The organism is Flavobacterium sp. (assembly GCF_013822155.1).
Lineage (GTDB): Bacteria > Bacteroidota > Bacteroidia > Flavobacteriales > Flavobacteriaceae > Flavobacterium.
In genome coordinates, this window is the sequence record NZ_PNJW01000002.1 from 60,554 (window position 1) to 87,364 (window position 26,811).

At 35.1% G+C, this 26,811-nt stretch carries 19 protein-coding genes and 1 pseudogene; 6 read left to right on the plus strand and 14 right to left on the minus strand.

Annotation, left to right across the window (positions count from 1 at the left end; all coding sequences use genetic code 11):
* Positions 1-32: 32 nt before the first annotated feature.
* On the minus strand, positions 33-7,478 hold the full coding sequence (locus C0512_RS00990) for a fibronectin type III domain-containing protein (RefSeq protein WP_290858191.1): 7,446 nt from the start codon (positions 7,476-7,478) through the stop codon (positions 33-35).
* Between the two features lie 189 nt (positions 7,479-7,667).
* Between C0512_RS00990 and hflX the strand changes: the two genes are divergently transcribed.
* Positions 7,668-8,888: a GTPase HflX gene (hflX, locus tag C0512_RS00995; protein ID WP_290858192.1), complete on the plus strand. Its 1,221-nt coding sequence runs from the start codon at positions 7,668-7,670 to the stop codon at positions 8,886-8,888.
* 63 nt (positions 8,889-8,951) lie between these two features.
* Here hflX and C0512_RS01000 read toward each other — a convergent pair whose 3' ends face one another.
* From C0512_RS01000 to C0512_RS01030, 7 genes are all read right to left on the minus strand, one after another.
* The gene (locus tag C0512_RS01000) at positions 8,952-9,872 is read right to left on the minus strand and encodes a DUF3078 domain-containing protein (protein ID WP_290858194.1); all 921 of its coding nucleotides are present in this window, start codon (positions 9,870-9,872) and stop codon (positions 8,952-8,954) included.
* Positions 9,873-9,962: 90 nt separating this feature from the next.
* Entirely contained in the window at positions 9,963-10,469 is a 507-nt protein-coding gene (locus tag C0512_RS01005) for a DUF2480 family protein (protein ID WP_290858277.1), read from the minus strand.
* A gap of 58 nt (positions 10,470-10,527) precedes the next feature.
* A complete protein-coding gene (locus C0512_RS01010) occupies positions 10,528-10,851 on the minus strand; it encodes an SUF system Fe-S cluster assembly protein (RefSeq protein ID WP_290858196.1) in 324 nt (107 codons plus the stop codon).
* Between the two features lie 59 nt (positions 10,852-10,910).
* Complete coding sequence (locus C0512_RS01015) at positions 10,911-11,324, minus strand: GxxExxY protein (RefSeq protein ID WP_290858197.1); 414 nt, start codon at positions 11,322-11,324, stop codon at positions 10,911-10,913.
* Positions 11,325-11,366: 42 nt separating this feature from the next.
* Entirely contained in the window at positions 11,367-11,786 is a 420-nt protein-coding gene (locus C0512_RS01020; protein ID WP_290858199.1) for a SufE family protein, read from the minus strand.
* Positions 11,787-11,788: 2 nt separating this feature from the next.
* The gene (locus C0512_RS01025; protein ID WP_290858201.1) at positions 11,789-12,214 is read right to left on the minus strand and encodes a hypothetical protein; all 426 of its coding nucleotides are present in this window, start codon (positions 12,212-12,214) and stop codon (positions 11,789-11,791) included.
* Positions 12,215-12,232: 18 nt separating this feature from the next.
* Complete coding sequence (locus C0512_RS01030) at positions 12,233-13,447, minus strand: aminotransferase class V-fold PLP-dependent enzyme (protein ID WP_290858202.1); 1,215 nt, start codon at positions 13,445-13,447, stop codon at positions 12,233-12,235.
* A 154-nt stretch (positions 13,448-13,601) separates the two neighbouring features.
* Here C0512_RS01030 and C0512_RS01035 point away from each other — a divergent pair, with 154 nt between their 5' ends.
* Complete coding sequence (locus C0512_RS01035) at positions 13,602-14,945, plus strand: serine hydrolase (protein ID WP_290858204.1); 1,344 nt, start codon at positions 13,602-13,604, stop codon at positions 14,943-14,945.
* Between the two features lie 107 nt (positions 14,946-15,052).
* Here the strand turns inward: C0512_RS01035 and sufD are convergent, their stop codons facing one another.
* The 6 genes and pseudogenes from sufD to C0512_RS01065 all read right to left on the minus strand — a co-directional run bounded on the left by sufD (position 15,053) and on the right by C0512_RS01065 (position 19,881).
* Positions 15,053-16,369: a Fe-S cluster assembly protein SufD gene (sufD, locus tag C0512_RS01040; protein ID WP_290858206.1), complete on the minus strand. Its 1,317-nt coding sequence runs from the start codon at positions 16,367-16,369 to the stop codon at positions 15,053-15,055.
* A 35-nt stretch (positions 16,370-16,404) separates the two neighbouring features.
* Positions 16,405-16,793, minus strand: a pseudogene (locus C0512_RS01045) (four helix bundle protein).
* Between the two features lie 73 nt (positions 16,794-16,866).
* A complete protein-coding gene (gene sufC, locus C0512_RS01050; protein WP_290858208.1) occupies positions 16,867-17,616 on the minus strand; it encodes a Fe-S cluster assembly ATPase SufC in 750 nt (249 codons plus the stop codon).
* Between the two features lie 46 nt (positions 17,617-17,662).
* Positions 17,663-18,010, minus strand: coding sequence for a four helix bundle protein (locus tag C0512_RS01055; protein ID WP_290858210.1), 348 nt, complete (start codon positions 18,008-18,010; stop codon positions 17,663-17,665).
* A gap of 31 nt (positions 18,011-18,041) precedes the next feature.
* Entirely contained in the window at positions 18,042-19,490 is a 1,449-nt protein-coding gene (sufB, locus tag C0512_RS01060; protein WP_290858211.1) for a Fe-S cluster assembly protein SufB, read from the minus strand.
* Between the two features lie 61 nt (positions 19,491-19,551).
* Entirely contained in the window at positions 19,552-19,881 is a 330-nt protein-coding gene (locus C0512_RS01065) for an iron-sulfur cluster assembly accessory protein (protein ID WP_290858213.1), read from the minus strand.
* 171 nt (positions 19,882-20,052) lie between these two features.
* Between C0512_RS01065 and C0512_RS01070 the strand changes: the two genes are divergently transcribed.
* The 4 genes from C0512_RS01070 (at position 20,053) to C0512_RS01085 (ending at position 26,779) form a co-directional block, all read left to right on the plus strand.
* On the plus strand, positions 20,053-20,913 hold the full coding sequence (locus tag C0512_RS01070) for an MBL fold metallo-hydrolase (protein ID WP_290858215.1): 861 nt from the start codon (positions 20,053-20,055) through the stop codon (positions 20,911-20,913).
* A gap of 57 nt (positions 20,914-20,970) precedes the next feature.
* The gene (locus C0512_RS01075) at positions 20,971-22,572 is read left to right on the plus strand and encodes a S8 family peptidase (RefSeq protein ID WP_290858216.1); all 1,602 of its coding nucleotides are present in this window, start codon (positions 20,971-20,973) and stop codon (positions 22,570-22,572) included.
* Positions 22,573-22,577: 5 nt separating this feature from the next.
* Positions 22,578-24,461 (plus strand): M1 family metallopeptidase, encoded by a 1,884-nt coding sequence (locus C0512_RS01080; RefSeq protein ID WP_290858218.1) that lies wholly within the window; start codon positions 22,578-22,580, stop codon positions 24,459-24,461.
* Between the two features lie 80 nt (positions 24,462-24,541).
* Entirely contained in the window at positions 24,542-26,779 is a 2,238-nt protein-coding gene (locus tag C0512_RS01085) for a tetratricopeptide repeat protein (RefSeq protein WP_290858219.1), read from the plus strand.
* Positions 26,780-26,811: the final 32 nt, after the last annotated feature.

The following is a 26,811-nucleotide window of genomic DNA, read 5'->3' on the forward strand; positions in this document are numbered from 1 at the left end:
TTTTAAAGCCAACCGGCTAGCTTATTTTCTAATTAACGTACTCTATTGATATAAATCCATCCTGTAGTATTAGTACCTTCTGTGAAATATATAACATAATAATATGTTCCGTCCGGTAATTCGTCACCTTTATCGCTTTGACCGTACCATTCGTTTTCATAATTATTTTTGCTGTATACTTTTGTACCATAACGGTTAAAGATTTCAAGTTTACTTACATTAAAGTTAACTAAATCAAAGAAATCGTTACTACCGTCGTTATTCGGCGATATACCCTTTTGAATCAAACAAGAATTGATTGTTACTTCAAATTCTGTCTGAGCTGAACAATCACCAACTGTAGCGTAAACATAAATCACTTGTGAAGTAGTTACATCTGATCCAGGTTGTAATTGAGTTCCTGTACCGTTTTGCCCTGTGTAATAAGCATTCCCTGAATTTAACTCCGGTAATGTATATTTTCCACATTCTTCCACGTCTGATAACTCTTGTGCCGTTACATTAACAATTGTAACCGTAAAGCTTGTTTCGTTGAAACAATTTGGTGTTGTTCCGGTTTGAGCAAAAACGTAAATTGTCTGATCTGATGTAATTACATCACCTGCCGTTAATTGCTGTCCTGTTCCACCTGAGCCGGTATAATAATTATTCCCTGCACTTAAAGCTGGTAAAATAAATCCACCGTCTGCTAAACATTCTGTTGCATTTGGTATTACATCAGCTGTAGGAGTAACATTTACAGTAACTGTAAAACTAGTTTCTGCCGTACAATTCGGAGTAGTTCCGGTTTGTGCATAAATGTAAATCGTTTGTGTTGAAGTTACCAATGAACCAACCGCTAAAGGTCCTACTCCTCCTGGAGAAGAATAATAAGCATTATTAGCATTTAAGGAAGGTAATACAAAACTGTCACAAACAACTACGTTTGGCTTAGTATCAGCCACAATGCTGTTTACAGTCAATACAAAACTAGTTTCCGTGAAACAGTTTGGAGTTGTTGCTGTTTGAGCATAAACATAAATAGTTTGAGTCGTTGTTAATGTCTGACCCGCAGTTAACTGAGTTCCTGTTCCTCCCATTCCGGTATAATAATTACCAATGGTAAGTGCCGGTAAAGTATAACTGTCACAAACTGTCACATTTGAAGCAGGAACAACTTGTGGTGTAATATTAACTGTTACATTAAAACTACTTTCCGCAATACAATTTGGTGTAGTTCCTGATTGAGCATAAATATAAATTGTTTGATTTGAAGTAATCAAATCTCCCGCATTTAATTGTGTTCCTAAACCACCCGCTTGAGTATAGTAAGTGTTATTTGCACTTAGAGTCGGTAAAGCATAACTGTCACAAACAGTTTGGTCAACAATTACATCAACACTTACAGTGTTAATCGTAACCGTAAAACTTATCTCATCTGTACAAGTTCCATCTGCCGCATATACGTAAATCAACTGTGTTGACTCTATACTATCTCCCGCATTTAATTGGGTTCCTGTTCCTCCAGTTTCTGTGAAATAGTTCCCTTGAGGTAATGCCGGTAACAAATAACTATCACAAGCAACTACATCAGCAATTGGATCAAGCACTAGTGAACCTATCGTTACAACAAAACTACTTTCTGCTACACAATTAGGTGTTGTGCCTGATTGAGCATAGATATAAATAGTTTGGGTTGAAGTTATTGCATCTCCTGCATTTAATTGGGTTCCTAAACCACCCGCTTGTGTGTAATATGAATTATTTGCACTTAAAGCCGGTAAAGTATAACTATCACAAGCCGTTTGATCCGCAATTACATCAACACTTATAGTATTAATAGTAACTGTGAAACTTATTTCATCGATACAAGTTCCATCAACTGCATAAACATAAATTAGTTGATTAGTATCAATTGTGTCTCCAGCATTTAATTGCGTTCCAGTTCCTCCTGTTTCTGTGAAATAATTACCTTGTGTTAAAGCTGGTAATATATAGCTATCACAAGCTACTACGTCAGCAATTGGATCAAGAACTAGAGAACCAATCGTCACAACAAAACTACTTTCAGCTACACAATTTGGAGTGGTTCCAGATTCTGTATAGATATAAATGGTTTGCGTTGTTGTAATAACATCTCCCGCATTTAATTGTGTTCCTAAACCTCCAGGTTCTGTGAAATAATTATTATTGGCCAATAATGTTGGTAATGTATAATTATCACAAGCTGAAACGTTTGGAAGCACATCTCCTGTTACAGAATTAATAGTAATCGTAAATGATTCTTCATCACTACACACTCCATTTTCCGTATAAACATATAAAGTTGTTGATTCTATGACTTCCGTTCCTGATGGTATTTGCAATCCTAAACCACCTGATTCAGTATAGTAATTTCCAGCAGCAAGATCAGGTAAAATATAACTGTTACAAGCAACAACATCTTCAATTGGTAATACATCATCAAATGGAAGAATAGTTACTTGAGTAGTATAACTTGTTACACATTCTTCAGATCCGAAAGGTTCAAAGAGAAGATCTATAGTTCCTTCAACAGAAGTATCTATAGTTGATGGTGTCCAAAGTCCGTTTATTCCATTTAATGAAGTTGGAGGAAGTGCCGGAGCTGTTCCATTCAAACAAATACTTGGAATCGGATCAAATTCAGGTATAATTTCAGTTGTTGTAATTACATCAAAACTTCCTTCGCTTGTACAATTTCCATTTGTTCCATTAATTACTAGATAAACATAAATAGTTTGATCTGTAGTTATAATGTCACCAGCATTTAATTGTGTTCCTTGTCCGCCTGGTTCTGTAAAATAATTACCAACTAACAAAGTAGGTAATTCATAACCAACCGTTGCACAAACCGTAACATCGTCTTGTACCGGTAATTCTGTACCAACAACATTAAGTAAAACTGTATCTGTTGTAATTGTTTGTTCACCTCCACAAGCTGTATAGATAGCTTGAGCTGTCATACTTGTTGTTTCTGAAACACAAACATTAATACTTAAATCATTACTGTAAAATTCACCATCTTTCAACCAAGAGAAAGTTACGTTTGATGGTCCTGCCGGAGTAAATCTCCAAGCCTCGTTAGAAGCAGACCAAGTACCGGTGTTTCTATCCGGAGGGAAATGTGCTTGAGTACCCGCTTGATTTTGAATACCAATAACAGCTCTACCTCCGTTCCAAGTTAAACAAGGAACACGGTTTTGAACATAAACCTCAACAGCATTAGACGTTTCATACAATACAATTTGACTTGTTTGTAACGGCACACTTGTATTACAACTAAATTGTGCTACTTCAGAGAAGTTTACGACCAAAACACGACAAGGAGCCGTACCTAAAACTTGGTAGTTAATGCTTGGTTGTGCAGGAGGTGTCGTTACAGCCGGATTAATATCTTGGTAAGGACCATAAATAGCTGCTTTAATTGGGAAGGCTGCATTTGGAATAGTTTGAGTAAATGGCCAAGCACAATATCCATCAGGAATTTGAGCTCCACCAGGAACTTCACCTTGTATATCAAATGAAATTACACCATTTGAACCTACTAATGCTTTGGTATAATTTTGACCAAAGAAACAGAAATTAAAAGGTAAATCAATTACATTAGACCATCTGTCATCAATATCAACTGAGGTTGGAATACCTCCTGTAAACGGGAATGGTGGTGTAAATGGTATTGAAGAAACATTGTAAGTAGTAGTATCTCCCGTTTCAAAGAAGGTTGCTGATAAATCTACACAACTTTCTCCCGGACATAAATTCAGAACACCAGGTGTTGATGTTTGTAAATCAATATCAACTCCTGCACAACCAGGCAATGATGCTAAGATAAAGAAAGTTTGAGGTCCTGCCCATGCACTTAAATCTGTTGAAGAACAAATTGCACGAACATAAAACTCATAAAATCCTGCACTTAAACCTGTGGCGACATAAGGGTTATTTGATGTAATAACTCCCGCAACAGTTGGAATACCTGAACCAACAGGTTGAACCACTACTTCAAAAAGAGTAGCAGGAGCAATGTTAGTCCATGATATTGTTGCTGTATTTGTATCTGCACCTATTACTATTAAGTTAATTGGTGCTGGACATGTCGGCAATGTTGTCGCTGTTGCCGGTCCTGCCCATAAACTCGATGGGTTTGGTCCTGTACACAAAGCTCTTACATAAAAATCATATGCTGTACTTGGATCTAAACCAGTTACAACAAATGGGTTTGAAGTTGCTAATATTCCCGGAGTAGCTGCCGTTGGAGCAGGAGAACCTGCCGGTAATGCAATTACTTCAAAAGTTGTTCCTCCATTTGGATTCCAGCCAACACTTATTTGATTGATTCCAATATTAGAAGTTACAATCGCTAATGGTGGAATACATTCAGGGTTAATACAATCTGCTAATCCTGTGTATAATATAGTTCCTACTAGTGGAGCTGAATTCACTGTCATATTATATAAAGACTGAGCAAAAGGGTTGATGATTTCCACACGAACTTCTGTTGGGAAAGTTCCACCTACACTCCAGAATAATTCAATAGGAACACCATTACATAATGGAACCTGTACATCTACCGGTCCGGCACCTGCATTAAAAGTTGCTCCAATAGTGGCAACTGGTATTCCGTTTTGTCTTATTATCATTCTGGCTCCATTCCATCCATCACCAAAACTGTCTCTCATTCTAAAGGTATAAAGACATTGATCTACAACTGCACAAATAGTAGTGTTAAAAGTAGTTACAGGAGTCCAGCTACTAGGTGATTCTGTACAAATTGCTCGAACATATACATCATAAAGAGTAGCAGCAGTTAATCCCAACATGGTGAAAGGATTATCCGAAGTAACAGTACCTGTACTTGTTGCAGTTGGTGCAGGAGAACCTGCAGGTAATACAATTACTTCGAAATCTGTAATTCCCGGAATTGGATTCCAAGATACATTAGCAGAAGTATCCCCAATCGCACTGATAGCAACTCCAGACGGTGGTAAACATTCCGGAATACCACATTGTACTAAGGTATCAGTATATAAAACGGTTCCTACTAATGGAGCAGAAGCCACGTTCATATTAAATACTTGTTGGGCTGAATCATTGATGATAGCCACACGTACTTCATTTGCGAAAGTACCACCCACACTCCAGAATAAATCAAAAGGAAGGTTATTACATAATGGCACCACTACATCAACCGGTCCGGCTCCTGCAGTAAATGTTGCTCCAATAGTGGCAACCGTTATTCCGTTTTGTCTTACTAACATTCTGGCTCCGTTCCATCCATCACCAAAACTATCTGTCATTCTGAAAGTATAGTTACATTGTTCAGAAATCTGACATATAGTTGTATTAAATGTTGTTACAGCTGACCAATTGCTAGGTATTGGTGTAGAACATATTGCTCTTACATATACATCATATAATGTAGCTGATGTCAACCCTAGAAGTGCAAATGGATTATCTGAAGTTACGGTTCCGGTGCTTGCTGCCGTTGGAGCAGGAGAACCAGCCGGTAAAATTATTACTTCAAATTGCGTTACACCGGTTATTGGTGTCCAACTTACACTGGCACTTGTATCGCCAATATTGTTTACTACAATTCCCGTTGGTGGCAAACAAGCCGGGTTATTACAATCAACTGTTCCGGCATATAAAACAGAATTTACTAAGCCGGCAGAAGCCACGGTCATGGCATACAATGATTGATTGAAAGCCGGTGAGTTGAAAATTTCAACACGAACTTCCGTAGGGAAAGTTCCACCCACACTCCAGAATAAATCAAATGGTATTCCATCACATAAAGAAACTTGGATATCAACCGGACCTGCACCTGCGGTAAACGTTTCTCCAATAGTTGCTATTACAATTCCATTTTGTCTTATTTGCATTCTGGCACCGTTCCATCCGTCACCAAAACTATCTCTCATTCTAAACGTGTAGATACATTGATCACCCGGGTCACAAATAGTCGTGTTGAACAAGAATGGTCCTGCCCATGCACTAAATGTTCCGTCACCACAATCTCTTCTCACCCAATATTGATATTGAGTTGCCGCTTGAATAGGGGTTCCGTCTAATAAATTTGTTACGTTAACATTTTGGAAAGCATTTGTTTGAACACCTGCACCGGTTGGAATAACTCCTCCCAATACCTGAACTGCATATTCCCAAGATGTTGCTCCGTTTGCATCCCAATTCAAAACCGCACTGGTTTGACCACCTACCGCTCCTAAATTGGTTGGAGGTGCACAGTTTACAACTTGAATAGATAAAGTATATGGAATCGTGTTAGGATTACCATTGGTAGAAATTACAATATAATAAGTTTGTCCATCGACAACCGGTAAATCAATAACCAATGGAGCACCAGCAGTACTGACAGTACCCGCGATGCAACTTACTCCAACATTCGTACAACTATTGTAAACAAACATACCAGAGTTGTTTCCTGTTGGTGTCATAGTTAAATTAATAACACCGGTAGCTGTTGCGGTATAACTATAATAAACGTTATTTCCGTTTAAAAAATTTCCTGTTGTTCCACAACCGGATGCTCCCGGACTTCCATCTACATCATCTTGATAATTTGCAGTGTTATCCGTAGTTGAATAAGGTAATGACGGCACTTGTATCGCCGAATTACACGCTGTTCCCGGCGTTGTAGTGATAAAGTTCACCGGTCCAACCCATTCACTAAAACTAAATTCACATTTTGCTCTAACATACACTTGGTATTGTGTAGTAGGTGATAATCCTTCTGCTAAGTAAGGACTTGGCCCTACTAAAGTACCTGCAACCGGAGTACCAGGAGCCGGAACAACTGAAACTTCGAATTGAGTAGCACCTCCGGGATTATCCCAATTTATAATAGCACTAGTTTGTGTAATCCCGGTTACAGTAATGTTTTCAGGATTAATACATTGTTCTACTAAACGTACATCATCAACAATCCAACGGTCACCGGTAAGTCCGGCAGCAGGTTGGTTCATCACGATAACAAAAGCAAGGTAAACATTTGTGCCAGCGAAACCAGCTAAATTTACTTGTTTCTCCTCACAAATATTAAATGTTGCATTAAGTTCTGCTTCTGTCCATGACTGGATAGTGATAAAACTTGCAGTGTTAGTTTGTGAAGTTGTGGATAAACGTAATTCATACGTTGTATCGTTTGGCCCACTAATGGTTGATCTCGTTTGAAAGAACAACTGTCCGTTTGCCGGTACTAGTACCTGAGGGGTAACTAACCAGTTCTGAGACGTGTTGCCCGCTCCAATGTTTTGACGAGCATTCATAAAGGCTGCTGTTGTACCTTCACATACCGTTGGCGGAGTAGTAACCGCAGTGGTTGTGGTCCATGTGTTGGTACCTAAACCATTGTTAAATACTGCCCATGTTGCCGGAATACCGCTTTCAAAGTTCTGATTGAACTGCGAATATCCCACTCCCGTCAGTAAAAACAATAGTATAACTAATGTAATTCTTTTCATAAAATGAAAGTTTAGGTTGTTTTGATTAATTTTTTGTAGGTTTAGAACGTCAAATTTAACAAAATTTAAGAATTGGATAACTTTTTTTTATATTTTAACTAAATTCATCCTTTATATTATTTGTTTTAATGGTTAAAATTCGATTTAAACCGGCTTGAATTGCCTAATTTTGCAAGACATTTATAGGATATGTTAGAAAAAGAAAAAATAAATTTTGAGAAAACAATTGTTGTAGGAATTGTTACGAAAGAGCAAGATGAAACTAAATTAAACGAGTATTTAGATGAATTAGAGTTCCTTACTTTTACCGCCGGTGGTGAAGTTGTAAAGCGTTTTTGGCAAAAATTAGAAAAACCTCATCCGAAAACATTTTTAGGAACCGGTAAAATTGAAGAAATTCATCGATACATTGTTGAAAATGAAATTTCATCCGTCATTTTTGACGATGAATTGTCGCCTGCACAACAAAAAAATATCACTAAAATCTTAGATTGTAAAGTTTTAGACAGAACTAACTTGATTCTTGACATATTTGCTCAACGGGCAGAAACTTCCTATGCAAGAACACAAGTGGAACTTGCTCAATGTCAATATTTGTTGCCTCGGTTATCAGGAATGTGGACACACTTGGAACGTCAACGAGGTGGAATCGGAATGAGAGGACCGGGAGAAACAGAAATTGAAACGGACCGCCGAATAGTTCGTGACCGAATTGCCTTGTTGAAAGAAAAAATCAAAACCATTGACAAACAAATGTCGGTACAACGCGGAAATCGCGGAGCTATGGTTCGTGTCGCTTTAGTAGGTTATACTAACGTGGGAAAATCAACTTTGATGAATGCAATCGGAAAAAGCGATGTTTTTGTAGAGAATAAATTATTTGCGACACTAGACACTACGGTTCGAAAAGTCGTGATTCGAAACTTGCATTTTTTATTATCGGATACGGTTGGATTTATTCGAAAATTACCCACTCAATTGGTCGAATCATTTAAAAGTACCTTGGATGAAGTTCGTGAAGCCGATTTGTTACTTCACGTGGTTGATATTTCGCATCCGGATTTTGAAGATCATATTGCCTCTGTAAATCAAATTTTGCAGGACATTAAAAGTGCTGATAAACCTATCATCATGGTTTTCAACAAAATAGATGCATACAAGCCCGTTCATTTAGCAGATGACGATTTAGTTACCGAAAGAACCTCTAAACATTATTCTTTAGAAGAATGGAAAAAAACATGGATGAGTAATGTAGGTAAAAATAATGCCTTGTTTATTTCTGCTACTAACAAAGAAAATTTTGAAGAATTCAAAGAAATTGTATATGAAGCGGTTCGAGAAATTCACATCACTCGTTTCCCATACAATAAATTCTTGTATCCGGATTACAAAGATGCCGTTGAAGATTAAAATCTAGATAAAAAGAAAATGGCTCTCCAATTTTGAGAGCCATTTTTTTATTTTTAACTAAAATTAGAATTTATAATTAACCCCTAAACCAAAAACTTCACGAATTTGAAATCCTCTGAACGCATTATCATCATAAATGGTTTGAAAGGAAAGATTGGTTGATAAAAACTTATTGATAGTCATTACCAAATTTAATTGATAATCAACGTCAACATTTTGTGGATCTTCTAAATAATTAGAATACAAGGTTAAAAAGTTTTCGGCAGATACATTTTCAAATAAGTTAAATTTGTAATATCCTGAGGCATAAAAACCTAGTTCATAACGAAAACTTTTATTGGCATCAACTCCAAAATAAGTTCCGTCAACATATCCCACTCCAGACGTATAACTGTTGTCTACAAAAGTCATTTTAGAGGTAAGTGGAGCTAAATTGAATTTAAAATTATCACTCTTTTTCCATAACAAACCCGGACCAAAAGTTAAATAACCCGGCGACATAAAGTTTGTGTTTTCAACTCTTATTTCTTGTCCGTTTGCATCAGTAGAATAGTCATAACCTTGTGTAAACTGGGTTCTAAAGTTTAAGATAAATGAATAATACCAATATCCTTTTGCTTTTTTTCCCGCTAAGGAATTAAATTCCAATCGGTCGTCTGTTTTCTTTTCAAAAGCAGCATTTTGAGTTTTGACTAATCCATAGGAAGCAATTATTCTGTTGTCCCAAGACCAATCAGAACTTTTATAATTAAAACCATAGTTAATTCCGATATTTCCGGAAAGATTGTCTTCGCCGCCGGCTGCCCAATTACTAAAACTTGATTGATTTAATAGGAAAGTAATTTCTCCATTTTTAGTCCATCCATGAGTTCGTGTGGTGTCTTCAACCGCCTTGGTTACTTTTTCAATTTCTTTCACAACCTCTTTTTGAGCTTGCATAGAAAAAAAGGTAAACACTGATAAAGCAAGAATAATTTTCTTCATATTTTGTTAAATTTACATTTTGCGATGCAAAGTTAACATTTGAAATGATTCATGCAAATAATATAACAAGCTGATAATAAGAAAGCTACTTTACTTTACTTTTTTGAATAACGGAACTGCAGAACAAGCTTCTCCAAACATAATGCTTTTGGCAAAAAGTTGTAAATGTTGAACCGCTAAAACATAAGCCGATTCCGGTACCGGTCTTTTTGAGCAACCTTTTAAAATAACAGGTTTGTTTAAATAAATCGAATAGTCAATTTGATTTAAAATTTCAAGATATAATAAGGTGTCTATCTCGCTTCTTTTTCCTAAAATTATTTTTTTGGCAAACGGCTGAAGATAAACAGTAACCAAAATAGTTGCCCAAGCCGGTAAAATGGCCTCAGTTGAACAAAAAATGGCAACAAATTGATTTTGGTACTGAGACCAATCATGATTTTTCAATGCTTCGCGGAAGTCTTTTTCTTTCAACAAAAAACCCTCTTCAAGCCATTGTGCAATATCAATTTCAGTTCTAATTCCGGAAGGATAATACTCTTCCAAATCGAAAACTTCGAGTGCGGAATTGGCTACTTTGTTGATGATTTCGTCCATGTATTTTTGTTTCAGGTTTGAAGTTTCAGGTTCAAAAACTTGAAACTTCAAACCAAATTTACAGCATCCCTAATTCTAATTTTGCTTCTTCACTCATTAAATCTTTTGTCCAAGGTGGATCAAATGTAATTTCTACTTCGCATGATTTTACAGCATCCAATGATTTTACTTTTTCTTGTACTTCCTGAGGTAATGTTTCCGCAACAGGACAATTTGGTGACGTTAACGTCATTAATACTTTTACATCATTGTCTTCGTTAATCATTACGTCGTAGATTAATCCAAGTTCATAAATATCTACGGGAATTTCAGGATCGTAAATTCCCTTAAGTACCTTTACTACATTCTCGCCTAGGTTTATGTCGTCTTTAAATTCTTCCATTTTGTTTATTTAAATTTAGCTCTTTTATTAACCATATAAGTCATATAAGGAAATATAAGTTAATCCCAAATTTGATTATATAAATTGTTTATATACGTTTTTTGACCCTCTTTGTAAATGTTTGTTACATTAAAATTGATTAATAACCCTATCGGTATTTTTAATAAATTCATATAAGACAAAATTTGAGCTTCAAAAATCGGTTTCATTTCCGTGACAGATTTTAATTCGACAATTAATCTGTCTTCGATTAAAAAATCACATCTTAATTCGGCATCAACTTCAATACCTTTATATTGAATCGGTATTAATAATTCAGATTGAAATTTAATTTCTCTTAATTCAAGTTCGTGTTTAAGACATTTATGATAAACACTCTCAAGTAAACCGGGACCAAGGCTTTTATGAACTTCAATCGCAGCTCCATTTACTTGATAAATTAAATCCTTTAAGTCTTTTTTTGTATAATTCATAAATCTTATACTTCCTTAAATGCCTTATATGGTAAGAAATTTTTAATGCTTCGCTTCAAAAGCTAAAGCATACATTTTAATTTGTTTTATCATTGACACCAATCCATTAGCACGAGTTGGCGATAAATGCTCTTTTAAACCAATTTCATCAATAAAATCTGTGTTTGCTTCTAAAATTGCTGCTGGTTTTTGATTAGAAAAAACCCGAATTAAAATAGCAATAATACCTTTTGTTAAGATAGCATCACTATCGGCTGTAAAAACAATTATGCCCTCTTTTTCTTCACCCTGTAGCCAAACTTTCGACTGACAACCTTTGATAATATTTTCTTCCGTTTTGAACTTTTCATCAATCAAGGGTAACGCCTTTCCGAGTTCTATAATGTACTCATAACGTTGCATCCAATCGTCAAACATTGAAAATTCGTCAACAATTTCATTTTGTATTTCTTTGATGGTCATACTTATTCCTTGATCGTTAAAAAAATTAATTTACTGATAAAGTTCTCAATTTGACTTGGTGGATAACCGTGGTCAAAACCATCTGTGGTATAGGTTTTCCCATCTAATATTATTGTAATATTTGCATGAGCAGCACCATCGTATAATCGTTTTTCAGTGGGAGCTTTCAAATTCTTCATTTCTTCCAGATTAATCTCTTTGAATGCATCCACTAATTCATTCCATTCCTTTTTTGAAAGCGAAACTTCAACCGGCTTTTCATTTCTGTTGTTTATGACAAAAAGCTTTTTGTCTTCAATTTTTATATTTTTATAAAAACCTCTTGACGTTGCTTCATATTCAACAACCGCTTTGTCTATATCTCCATTTTCATTAGCACAGCTTTTGGCTAAAAAAACGGTTAAAAAAATAGTAAAAATTGTTTTCATTTTTATTTTATTTAAAGGTTAACTCAACATCATTTGAGCTTTTTTTACCGCTTCCACTAATGCATCGATTTCTTCTTTTGTATTATAAAAAGCAAACGAAGCTCTTAATGTTCCCGGAATTTTATAAAAATCCATAATCGGTTGAGCACAATGGTGTCCGGTGCGAACTGCTATTCCTAATTTGTCAATTATCGTACCAATGTCATACGGATGAATATCGCCAACATTAAACGAAATTACTGAAGTTTTATGTGCTGACGTACCGTATATTTTTAAACCTTCAATTTCCAATAATCGTTTGGTTCCAAATTCTAACAATTCCTGCTCGTAGGCTGCAATATTGTCAAAACCGATTTCATTTAGATAATCGATAGCCGTTCCAAGTACAATTCCACCTGCAATATTGGGTGTTCCGGCTTCAAATTTATGTGGCAATTCGGCATAGGTTGTTTTTTCAAACGTAACTGTCGCAATCATTTCACCACCACCTTGATAAGGCGGTAATTTATTTAACCAAGCTTCTTTTCCATACAAAATTCCGGTTCCGGTTGGTCCGCAAATTTTATGTCCTGAAAAAACATAAAAATCACAATCCAATTCTTGAACATCGGGTATTAAATGCGGAGTTGCTTGAGCTCCATCAATTAAAATTGCTGCTCCAACCTCGTGGGCTTTTTCAATCATCCACTTGATTGGATTTATTGTTCCCAACGCATTGGAAATATGATTTACCGTTACAATTTTCGTTTTGGCTGAAAGTAAACGTTCATACTCTGAAAGAATCAATTCTCCTGATTCGTTCATCGGAATAACAACTAATTTGGCTCCGGTTTTTTCACATAACATTTGCCACGGAACGATGTTGCTGTGGTGTTCTAAAGCCGAAACCATCACTTCATCTCCCGATTTGAGAAAGCTTACAAATCCATTAGCCACCAAATTAATTCCATGCGTAGTTCCGGAAGTAAAAAGCACTTCGTGACTTGATTTGGCATTAATATGTTTTTGAATTTTTAATCGTGAAGCTTCATAGGCATCGGTTGCCAACTGACTCAATGTGTGAACACCACGATGAATGTTGGCATTAATTTCTTTATAATAATTCGCTTCAGCTTCAATGACTTGAATTGGCTTTTGCGAAGTAGCTGCATTATCGAAATAAACGAGTGGCTTTCCATTTACTTTTTGAGATAGTATCGGAAAATCGGCTCTTATTTTATAGATGTCTAACATTTCTTTATTTAGAAAAATTCTAAATACAAAAGTAGTAAAAAGGATTCCTTATTTACCACCAATTCACGAATTTTTATGAATTGTGTCAAGTGAAAATCTCAAGTTTTAGTTTTCATTTGAGATAATTTTATACATTGCATTAAATAAATTTCAAATGAAAAAATTCTTCAAATTTCTTGGTATCGCCATTTTACTTTTTATTATTTACATTGGCATAACAACATATCCAAAATTGGATATTGTTTCCGGTTTTTCGGCAAAAAGTGTTGCTTCCGGCCATTTTATTGATGGGCGTTCGTTGGAAATCATCGAAAATGGCGACAATGATATTGACAATGTTCGACTGGCAACCAATGAAATCAACGAACAAGATAAATTTGTAATTTCCTCTGCTTTTGGACTGAAAAAACGAAAAGCAATTTACAGAGAAGGCTTAGGAGCTACTTTGATTAATGATGATTTTGATGAAACAAAACCGTATTTGATTCCAAAACGTACAAAAATTGAAACTAACTTACCTTTTCCATATGGAAATCTTGAGCCAAAAGACTCACTGTTGCCAGAGGTAAATTATGAAAAACTAAATCTGGCCGTTGCTAATGCTTTTGATCAAAAAGGTAAAAAAATCAAACGAACAAGAGCTCTTTTAGTGATTTATAAAGACAAAATTATTGCTGAACAGTATGAAGAGGGTTTTTCTAAAAACACAAAATTTTTGGGTTGGTCGATGACCAAAAGTATTACAGCTACTTACTTTGGAATTTTGCAGTACCAAGGGAAAATAGACATTAATAAACCTGCTCCAATAACTGAATGGGTTAATGATTCACGTTCTAAAATTACGTTGCATAATTTGATTCAAATGAATTCCGGTTTGGAATGGAATGAAGATTATGGTAATATCTCAGATGTGACTAAAATGCTATTTTTAGCTGATGATATGGCGAAAGTACAATTAGAAAAACCGGCTGCATTTGAACCCAACAAACATTGGAATTATTCTTCCGGAACGACCAATTTGCTTTCGGGAATTTTGCGACGACAATTTAAAAATCATCAGGATTATTTAGATTTTTGGTATTCGTCTTTAATTGATAAAATCGGAATGCATTCGATGTTGATTGAACCTGATATGTTCGGAAACTTTGTTGGTTCTTCTTACGGCTGGGCAACAGCTCGTGATTGGGCTAAATTTGGCTTACTTTATTTACATGAAGGCAACTGGAATGGCGAACAGCTTTTTGATAAAAGTTGGGCGAAGTATGTGGCGACTCCTACACCAACTTCCAAGGGAGAATATGGTGGTCATTTTTGGTTGAACGCCGGCGGAAAATATCCTGATGTACCGAAAGACATGTATTTCTGTGGTGGATTTCAAGGTCAGAAAGTGATTATTATTCCGTCTAAAGATCTGGTGATTGTTCGTTTTGGTTTAACGGAAGATGAAGATTTTGATTTTAATGGGATGATGAGCGGCATTATTTCAAGTGTTAAGTAATTTTTAACCACAAAGAACACGAAGTAAAAATCAGCAAAGGACGCAAAGCTTATTTATCCAAACTTTGCGTCCTTTGCGTAAATCTTATTTTTCTTTGCGGTTAAATTTTACAAATCAAACCCCAAATTAACTCCCAACTTCATTGCAATAATCTTCGTGATACGTTGTTTTAGTTCTGGAATTTTGATGCTTTCGATGACTTCATTGGAAAATGCGTACATCAATAACGCTTTGGCTTCTTTTTTCGGGATGCCGCGTTGTTGCATGTAGAACATTGCACTTTCGTCTAACTGACCGATGGTACAACCGTGTGAACATTTGACATCGTCGGCAAAAATTTCCAATTGCGGTTTGGCGTTAATCGTGGCTTTGTCGCTTAACAAAATATTGTTGTTTTGCTGAAAAGCATCGGTTTTTTGAGCTTCTTTTTCTACGAAAATTTTTCCGTTGAAAACACCGGTGGAACTTCCGCCTAAAATGGTTTTATAGTTTTGATGGCTTTCACAATTGGGTGTCGCGTGATTCACTAAAGTGTAATGATCTACATGTTGCTTGTCGCCAATAATCGTGATTCCTTTTAAGGTGGAATCGATTCGCTCACCAAAATGAAAGAAATTCAAGTTGTTTCGGGTAATGTTTCCGCCAAAAGAAAAAGTATGAACAGCCACTCTACTCTCTTGTTTTTGAGAAATATAAGTGTTGTCAATCAAATTCGCCGTTTGTTCGTCGTTTTGAATTTTATAATAATCGACAATCGCTCTTTTTTGAGCAAAAATCTCCGTCACCGAATTGGTCAACACCGGATTATTGTTCAAACATTGATGGCGTTCGATGATTTGCACGTGAGCATTTTCGCCCACGATAATCAGATTTCGAGGTTGAACCATCAACGCACTTTCGACGCCGGTGGAAAAATGAATGATTTCAATTGGTTTATCGGCCACTTTACTTTTAGGGATGTTGATGAACGCTCCTTCTTGTGCAAAAGCAGTATTTAACGTGGTTAAACTTTCTTCTTTACTGGCAATTTTGTTAAAAAAATTATCCAAAACCATTTTATACTTTGGCTTTGTCAATACTGAAGAAAGTAAGCAAACGTCAATTCCTTCGTGCGTTGTTGACGACATAAACGAACTGAATTTCCCATCTATAAACACTAATTTGTACGTGTCAATTTCGTGTAGAAAAAATTTCTTTACGTCTTTGAATTCAATTGAATTTTCCCGTTTTGGAAAAACAGAAAAATCGTTTTTTAGTACGGAATTGAGTGATGTATATTTCCAAGCTTCCTCTTTTTTGGTTGGGAAACCTTTATTTTCAAAGTTTTTTATGGCAGAAGTTCGAATGTCGTGTAACTGTGCCGTTACGTCAACTTTTTCTTCAAAAGCCATGAAGGATGATATGAGTTTTTCTTTTAGTTCCATTTGTTGGTTTCAAGTTTCAGGTTTCAGGTTTCAGGTTATTGAAACTTGTTACCTTTAAAATCTTTTTTGTTTAAATAAGTTATAAAGTTTTTTATCTTACCACTTAAATTTTCATATTTCGTTTTCAAATCTTCAAACTTTTCTACTGAAATATATTCGTAATCATAAAGTCTATAAATTGTGACCTTGATTCTCCGGCAGACCCTTTTGCAATGGATAAAAACTGACGAAATTCAATGTTTCCATCTCTTTCAAATACTTCTGCAATATTGTCCATCACTGAACCTGATGATGCTTTTATTTGTTCTTTAAATCTAAAATCTGTTTTTAAATCAGTCTCTTTAGAAATTATATAAATTTCTTTTGCTAGTTTTCTGGCTTCTTGCCAAATTTCTAAATCTTCAAACTTTGTAATTGTTGCCATGGCTTATATATATTCAAATGGTTTATACTAAATTGACGGTTAAAAACCTGAAACTTGAAACTTGAAACAAATTTTAAACCAATTCACTTTTTATCCAATCGTAACCTTTTTCTTCTAGCTCCAAAGCAAGTTCTTTTCCGCCGGATTTTACGATTTTTCCGTCCATCAAAACGTGTACAAAATCAGGGATGATATAGTCTAATAAACGCTGGTAATGCGTGATGACTAAAACCGCATTGTCATTGCTCTTTAATTTATTTACACCATTGGCAACAATTCGTAACGCATCGATGTCTAAACCGGAATCGGTTTCGTCTAAGATGGCCAATTTGGGTTCCAGCATTGCCATTTGAAAGATTTCGTTACGCTTTTTTTCTCCACCCGAAAAACCTTCGTTTAATGAACGGGATAAAAATTTACGATCAATTTCTAATAATTCTGATTTTTCACGGATGAGTTTCAGCATTTCATTGGCCGGCATTTCTTCTTTCCCGTTGGCTTTTCTGCTTTCGTTAATGGCTGTTTTCATGAAGTTCGTTACTGAAACACCAGGAATTTCGACCGGATATTGAAAAGAAAGGAAAATACCTTTATGAGCTCTTTCTTCAGGAGCTAATTCAGAAATATCTTCACCTTCTAATAAAATCTCGCCTTCAGTTACTTCGTAATTTTCATTTCCGGCAATAATAGAGGAAAGTGTTGATTTTCCGGCACCATTTGGTCCCATGATGGCGTGTACTTCTCCGGCTTTGATTTCAAGATTGATTCCTTTTAATATTTCTTTGTCTTCGATGGAAGCGTGTAAATTTTTTATTGATAACATAATTAATTTGGAAATTAGATAATTTGGAAATTTGGAAATTCCAAGTTTATTTTTGTTTTGATGTTATTATTATCTTATTGACTATTCTTGATATATTATTAATTTGTTCTAGTAATTGACTTACGTCAGGATAATTTTCTGAAAACTTACAGAGTTCTAACCAGTAAATCGTTTCTTCAATTTCTTTCGCCGCTATTTTAAACTTATGAATAAAATCTGCTTTGCTCTCAGCGTTTTGAGCTTCTCTGATATTTGCCCCAATTGAAGTACCTGATTTTAAAAGCTGATTAGCAATTACAAATTTTTTGTTTTCTTGTAAACCTTCTGAATACTTTATAACATCTAAGGCAAACTGAAAAGTTAATTTTATAATTACGTTTTCTTTTTCTTCCATTTTCAAATTTTCAAATTATCTCATTTTCAAATTATCCAACAGAGCCTTCCAACGAAATCTCTAACAATTTCTGAGCTTCTACGGCAAATTCCATCGGTAATTTATTCAATACATCCTTACTGAAACCGTTTACAATTAACGCAATTGCCTTCTCGGTTGGAATACCACGTTGATTACAATAAAAAACTTGGTCTTCTCCAATTTTAGAAGTTGTTGCTTCGTGTTCAATTTTAGCAGTTGTATTTTTACTTTCGATATACGGAAACGTGTGTGCTCCACAATTATTTCCCATCAAAAGCGAATCGCATTGCGAAAAGTTTCGGGCATTGTCGGCATTGGCACTAATTCGAACCAAACCACGGTAACTATTATTTGATTTTCCAGCAGAAATTCCTTTAGAAATAATAGTTGATTTAGTGTTTTTCCCCAAATGAATCATCTTCGTTCCGGTGTCGGCTTGTTGGTGATTGTTGGTTACGGCAATCGAATAAAATTCGCCAATCGAATTGTTTCCTTTCAAAATTACGGAAGGATATTTCCAAGTAATGGCAGAACCGGTTTCCACTTGTGTCCAAGAAATTTTTGCGTTTTTCTCGCAAATACCACGTTTAGTCACAAAATTAAAAACGCCACCTTTACCTTCTTTATTTCCGGGATACCAGTTTTGAACCGTTGAATATTTAATTTCAGCATCATCCATTGCAATTAATTCAACGACAGCGGCATGCAATTGATTTTCATCACGACTTGGAGCGGTACAACCTTCTAAATAAGATACATAACTGCCTTCATCTGCAATCAATAAGGTTCGTTCAAACTGACCTGTTCCGGCTTGATTAATTCGGAAATAGGTTGATAATTCCATCGGACAATGAACTCCTTTTGGTATGTAACAAAAACTTCCATCTGAAAAAACGGCTGAATTTAAAGCGGCATAAAAATTGTCTTTTTGCGGAACAACAGTTCCAAGGTATTTTTGAACCAATTCAGGATGTTCTTTGATTGCATCTGAAATAGAACAGAAAATAATCCCTTTTTCGTTCAATGTTTTTTTGAAAGTTGTTGCCACCGATACCGAATCGACCACAATATCCATCGCTACATTGTTCATCTTTTTCTGTTCATCAATTGAAATTCCAAGCTTTTTATACATCGCGAGTAATTCCGGATCAACATCATCTAATGTTTTATTAGGATCGGCTTTCTTAGGAGCAGAATAATAGGAAATTGCTTGAAAATCAGGTTTTTCATAATGGACATTTGCCCATTCCGGTTCAATCATTTCTTCCCAAGCTCGAAACGCTTCCAAACGCCAATCTGTCATCCATTGTGGTTCTTCTTTTTTCTTAGAAATCGCCCGAACAATATCTTCGTTTAAACCAATAGGAAACGTTTCCGAGTCTAATTCGGTGTAAAATCCGTATTCGTATTCTTTGGTTTCTAATTCGACTTTTAAGTCGTCTTCAGTATATTTTGCCATTTTTTTTTATATTAACCCTGACAGAGTTTTGAACTCTATCAGGGTTGAAAATAATTTAATTTTAAAGTGAAAAACTTTCACCGCAACCACATGTTCTATTCGCATTTGGATTATTGAAAACAAATCCTTTGCCGTTAAGTCCTCCTGAAAATTCTAAAATTGTTCCGGCTAAATAGAGAAAACTTTTCTTTTCAACGGCTACTTTTATATCGTTGTCTTCGAATACTTTATCGTTTTCTCCTATTTCTTTGTCAAATTTTAATTCATAAGACAAACCGGAACAACCACCGCTTTTAACCCCTACCCGAACGTAATCCCGAGCGGCATCAAAGCCATCATCTTGCATCAAATCGATGATTTTCTTTTTAGCTGTATCTGAAACTTTTATCATTTGCTATTTTGATTTTGTCTAAATAAAGAGCAAATATACACCAAAACAAGAAAATTAAAACAATTTATAACATTTTTATAACTAATGTTTTGATAGAAAATAACTATTATAGGCCTTGTAAAACGTATGTTTTTAGTAATTTGCGAAACATTTTATCAAAACATAACTATTATGAAATTATATCCCATAGAAGCCGGAAACTTTAAACTCGATGGTGGAGCCATGTTTGGTGTTGTGCCGAAAACCATTTGGAACCGAACAAATCCAGCCGACGAAAACAACCTCATCGACATTGCGGCCCGTTGTTTGTTAATTGAAGATGGAAAACGATTAACTTTAATTGACACCGGAATGGGCAACAAACAATCGGATAAATTTTTTGGATATTACTCTCTTTGGGGTGAACATTCACTGGATAAATCCTTAGCAAATTTTGGATTTCATCGTGACGATGTAACGGATGTTTTTATGACGCATTTGCATTTTGACCATTGTGGTGGCAGTGTGAATTGGAACAATGACAAGACCGGATATGAAGTCGCTTTCAAAAATGCAAAATTTTGGACCAATGAAAACCATTGGGAATGGGCAACAAAACCCAATTCGCGTGAAAAAGCCTCTTTTTTACATGAAAACATCATTCCAATGCAAGAAAGTGGTCAGTTGAACTTTATCAAAAGACCAAATGCTGATTTTGGCTTTTCAGAAGAATTAAATTTTGGCATTTTTTACGCTGATGGTCATACCGAAAAACAAATGCTTCCACACATCAAATACCAAGACAAAACGATTGTTTTTTGTGCGGATTTGTTAGCTACAGCCGGTCATATTCCGATACCGTATGTGATGGGCTATGACACGAGACCTCTTTTAACTTTAGATGAAAAAGCAAAATTTATGATTGCTGCCGCTGAAAATAATTACTATTTATTTTTAGAACACGATGCTCACAACGAAATCATTACCGTTGAAAAAACAGAAAAAGGCGTTCGTCTAAAAGAGGTTTTCAAATGGGAAGATGTCTTAAGATAGTGTTAATCTCGTTTTTATCCTTTTATAAAATTATATTTTTACCTCAAATTTTTTAACATGAATTACATTAAATCTTTTTCTATTGTAGTCGTTTCCGGCTTAATTTTAACCGGTTGTGGACCTACAAAATCTGTTTCTTTTACTCAAATCAATCCAATAAATGCAGAAACTGTTCCGTTGAAAAACGGTAAAATTTCTGATGCCGAACTATTGCGTTGGAGTCATTTAGACATCGTTAAAGATACCATTCCCGGAATGAGTGTTGACCGTGCTTACAATGAACTATTGAAAAATAAACCAAGTCAAAAAGTAATTGTTGCTGTAATCGACAGTGGTTCGGATATTGAACATGAGGATTTAAAAGGTCGTGTTTGGACCAACGCAAAAGAAATTGCAGGTAATGGAATTGATGATGACAAAAACGGGTATGTTGATGATATTCACGGTTGGAATTTTTTAGGTGATGTGATTCATGAAAACCTGGAATTGACTAGAATTTTGAAAAAAGGAGATGATGGTTCTGAAACATTCAAAAATGCTCAGAAAAAAATGGATGAGAAAAAACAAGAAGCTCTTGGTAACAAACAACAATTAGATTTCATTCTAGCCGCTGACAAAGGCATAGCGGAACATTTAAAAAAAGAAAATTACACGCTAGAAGAGGTAAAATCCATTTTGACAACTAACCCAACGTTGGGAAATTATAAAATGGTTATGATGCAGGTTTTAGCAACTACTTCGCGTGAGGAATTTGTGAAAGAATTAGATGAATTTAAAGATTACATCTATGATCAATTGAATTACAACTTGAACTTGGAGTATGACGGGCGAAAAATATTAGGTGATAATGCGGAGGATATTTCTAAAACATCCTACGGAAACAACCAAGTTTGGGGACCAAATAAAAAATATGCCATGCATGGAACTCATGTAGCCGGAATCATTGCTCAAGTGAGAGGGAACAATTTAGGTGGAGACGGAGTGGCCACCAATGTTGAAATAATGGCTGTTCGAGCTGTTCCAAATGGTGATGAATATGATAAAGATATTGCCTTAGCTATTCGATATGCCGCGGATAATGGAGCTAAAGTTATTAATGGTAGTTTTGGAAAAGGATTTTCTCCACACAAAGAATGGGTTTATGACGCTATTAAATATGCTGCAAGCAAAGATGTACTATTTGTTCATGCTGCCGGAAATGATGCTGAAGATTTGAATGAGGTAGAAAGTTATCCAAACGATCGCATTGGTGAAACAGAAATTGCTACAAATTATATCAAAGTTGGAGCCTTAAATTATGAATATGGTTCAAAATTAGTGGCTGATTTTTCAAACTATGGAAAAACCGATGTTGATGTTTTTGCTCCTGGTGTAAAAATATATGCTACAATACCAAATAATCAATTCAAATTCGAACAAGGAACATCCATGGCGGCACCAAATGTTGCCGGTGTGGCTGCTTTAATTCGTTCATATTACCCAAAATTAACAGCTGCTCAAGTAAAACAAATATTGAAAGAAAGTGGTGTTGCAATTTCTAAAACAGTTATTGTGGGCGGAGATGCTTCAAATAAAATTCCTTTTAACGAATTATCTGTAACCGGAAAAATTGTGAATGCCTACAACGCCCTTTTAATGGCTGATAAAATGTCAAAATAAATTCTATGAAAAAAATTGCATTCTTAATAACATTATCTTTTGCTAACATTCTTTCTGCACAAAACAATCCAAATCCGGGTTATTGGCAACAACAGGCTGATTACAAAATGGAAGTGGAGATGGATGTTAAATCTTTTCAATATACCGGAAATCAAATTTTAGAATACACCAATAATTCAAATGACACTTTGACTAAAGTATTTTTTCATTTGTATCCCAATGCTTTTCAGCCCGGAAGTGAAATGGACATTCGACTGCAAACCATCAAAGATCCTGATAAACGAATGGTTAAATCATTTAAAGTTGCGGATAAAGAAGTAAAAGAAAGTAAAATTTCTTCCTTAAAACCGGAACAAATTGGTTATTTAAAAATTTTAAATTTTAAACAAGATGGTCAATTGGCTACAACAAAAGTAGTCGGAACCATTTTAGAAGTAACTTTAGCTAAAGCGATTTTGCCTAAATCAAAAACTATATTTTCCTTAAATTTTGACGGGCAAGTTCCTGAACAGATTCGTCGTTCCGGGAGAAATAGCTCAGAAGGTGTAGCACTTTCGATGACGCAATGGTATCCAAAAATCTGTGAATTTGACTTTGAAGGTTGGCATGCTGATCCTTATATCGGAAGAGAATTTCATGGTGTTTGGGGAAATTATGATGTAAAAATTACAATTGATAAAAATTATACCCTCGGAGCTTCCGGTTATTTGCAAAACAAAAACGAAATCGGTCACGGCTATCAAGACGAAGGAATTGAAGTCAAACATGCTAAAAAAACCAAAACCTTAACTTGGCATTTTGTGGCTCCTATGGTGCACGATTTTGCTTGGGGTGCCGATAATAATTTTTTACATGATAAAATTATTGGAGAAAATGGTGTTGAACTTCATTTTTTATATAAAAACGATAAAGAATATGTTGAAAATTGGAAAGCTATGCAGCCCAAAACTGCTGAATTGCTTTCTTTTTTTAATAAAAATATAGGACCATATCCATACAAACAATATTCTGTTATTCAAGGTGGTGATGGTGGTATGGAATATGCGATGTGCACCTTAATCACCGGAAAACGTTCCGTTGGAAGTTTAGTTGGTGTAACAGCTCACGAAATGGCTCATTCTTGGTTTCAACATGTTTTGGCAACCAACGAAAGTAAACATGAATGGATGGATGAAGGATTTACTTCTTTCATTTCAGATTTAGCAATGACTGAAGTAATGCCTTCTAAAAATAAAAAAGACGATGAAAATCCGTTTTTAAGTAGCTACAACAATTATTTTTACATGGTTACTTCCGGTAAAGAACAGCCACAATCCACACATGCTGACCGTTACGACGAAAACATGGTTTATGGTATTTCATCTTACAGTAAAGGAACCGTTTTTTTGACACAATTGGGTTATGTGATTGGTATTGAAAACATGATGAAAACCTTAAAACGATTTTATTATGATTACCAATTTACCCATCCAACTCCAAATGATTTTAAACGCACCGCAGAGCGTGTTTCCGGTGCTGTTTTAGATTGGTATTTAGTGGATTGGACCCAAACCACCAACACAATTGATTATGGTATTAAAAACATTGATAACAGCGGTAAAATTACTTTAGAACGCATCGGAAGAATGCCAATGCCGTTAGATATTTTAGTTGCCTATGAAGATGGTACTGTGGAAAGTTTTTATATTCCTAATCCTCTGATGCGTTGGGAAAAAGAAAATCCGTATCCACAAATAAAAAGAACCGTTTTGAAAGGCTGGCATTGGGCGTATCCAACCTATGAATTCACGCTTTCGCAAGGAAAAGCCAAAATTAAATCGGTGGTGATTGACCCGAGTGGCTTGATGGCTGATGTGAATAAGGAAAATAACTTATTTGAAAAGAAATAGGTATTTTAAATTCCTTCTTTCTTTTAATTAAGAATAAGTTGTAGATTTGATTCTTACTCGTTTGTTATTAAATTCATTTCATGAAATTAAAGTTGTTTGTTCTTTTTGGTTTATTGGTGGGTTTAATTTCCTGCAATAAATCAAATGAATATGTTGCCATTGTAGATTTGCATAACGCAAAAGCTGCATTTGTGGGCAACCAAACTTGTGTTGGATGTCATCAAAAAGAAGTTAAAGACTGGGAACATTCACACCATGCTAAAGCAATGCTGGAAGTGAACGAAGCAAATGTTTTAGCTGATTTTAACAACGCTCAATTGGTTAGAAATGGTCAAACGCATAAAATGTTTAAAAAAAATGATGCGTTTTATGTTATCACCGATGGGCCAAACGGAACCATGCAAGAATTTCAGGTAAAATACACTTTTGGTTATCATCCAATTCAACAATACTTGGTTGAATTTGAACAAGGCAGGCTTCAAGTCCTTTCGTTAACCTGGGATGTTGTAAAAAAAGAATGGTATTACATGTCTGATGAGGTTTATAAAAATCTAAGTATAGATCATGGTAATTGGCTCCATTGGACTAATCAAGCCTATAATTGGAACAGTATGTGTGCCGAATGTCACACCACAAATCTCAAAAAAAACTATAATCCCGAAACGGATTCCTACAAAACTACTTGGAGCCAATTGAGTGTGAATTGTGAGGCTTGTCATGGCCCGGCAGAATTTCATTTAAAATGGACTGCTGATAAAGAAATGGATATTGCTAATTATGGTTTTGTTAAAAAATTTAAAAACAGTGATAATAAGTCGCAAATAGAAACCTGTGTTCGTTGCCATTCGCGTAGAAGTATTTATGGTGATTACGACTACAATTGGGAGCATACCCATGAACAAATGGCTATTGCGACCGTTGGCTTCCCAAATTATCATTCAGATGGTCAAATCAAAGAAGAAGATTTTGAAATCGGTTCATTTAGCCAAAGCAAAATGCATGAAAAAGGTGTGAAATGCACTGATTGTCATAATGTTCATTCGGGAAAAGTGAAATTTCAAGACAATCAATTGTGTACCCAATGTCATCTTCCAACTCAATATGACAGCGAAAAACATCATCATCACGACAAAAATAAACCCGGTGCTTCCTGCGTTGATTGCCACATGCCCGGTCAATATTTTATGGGAAGACATTTCAGACGAGACCACAGTTTACGAATTCCAAGACCGGATATTTCTAAAGTTACAAATTCACCTAATGCTTGTAATTCGTGTCACAAAGATAAATCGGTTGATTGGGCTGTAGAAAAAACAAGTCTTTGGTATGGAACAAAAACAAAAGACCATTACGGCTTTACATTCCATAAAGCCGAGTTACAAGATCCGTCTGCAATAGATGAACTAAAAATTATCATCAATGATGAGCAAAAACCGATCATTGTCCGACAAACCGCCATGGATGTTTTACGATTAAATTATCCAGAACAAAGCCAGCCTATTTTAAACCCGTTTCTTACTAATAAAAAAACAGCATTACGCTACCAAAGTGTATTTAATTCAAAAATAGATAACACAAATTCATCACAACTATTGGCTTTATTAAAAGACCCAATTAAAGGAATTCGTTCAACTGCCGCCATAAAAATTGCAGAAAACAAAAGTTTTTTAACGGCTGCTTATCAATCTGCTTATGATAAAGCCATCAAAGAATACTTGGCCATACTGACTTATAACAGTGATTTTCCGGATGCAAAATTAAATTTGGGTAATTATTATTTAAGTCAAAATGATTCCAAAAAAGCCGAAAATTATTATTTAAAAACCATAAACCAAGATAAAGAATTAACGCAAGCGTATTACAATTTAGCTTATTTATATAACAATACCAATAAAAAAAGTGAAGCCATATCCGTTTTAGAAACCTATCTTCAAAATAATCCGAAAAACAGTTATGCTTATTTTGATATTGGATTGCTAATAGCTGAATATGGTGATTATAAAAAAGCCGTTGTTTATTTGGAAAAAGCAAAAAACAATGTCACTCCGAATGATAGAATCATTTTAAATCTTGCTAAAATTTATGATTACCTAGGGAATAAAAAACAAGCTGAGAATTATTTTAATCAATTAGTTCAAAATTTCCCGTTAATTCAAGAATATTATGTTGAATTATTTCAATTTTATATTAAGAACAAAAACACCATAAAAGCGAAACAAACAGCGGTAAAAATTTTACAAAAATTCCCTGATTTTGCGGAAAGAGATTTATTAGAAAACTTTATTAATAGTGAATTCCCGTCGAGTTCTAACCCGTAATTTAATTCCTCAAAACTCATTTGGCAAAATTT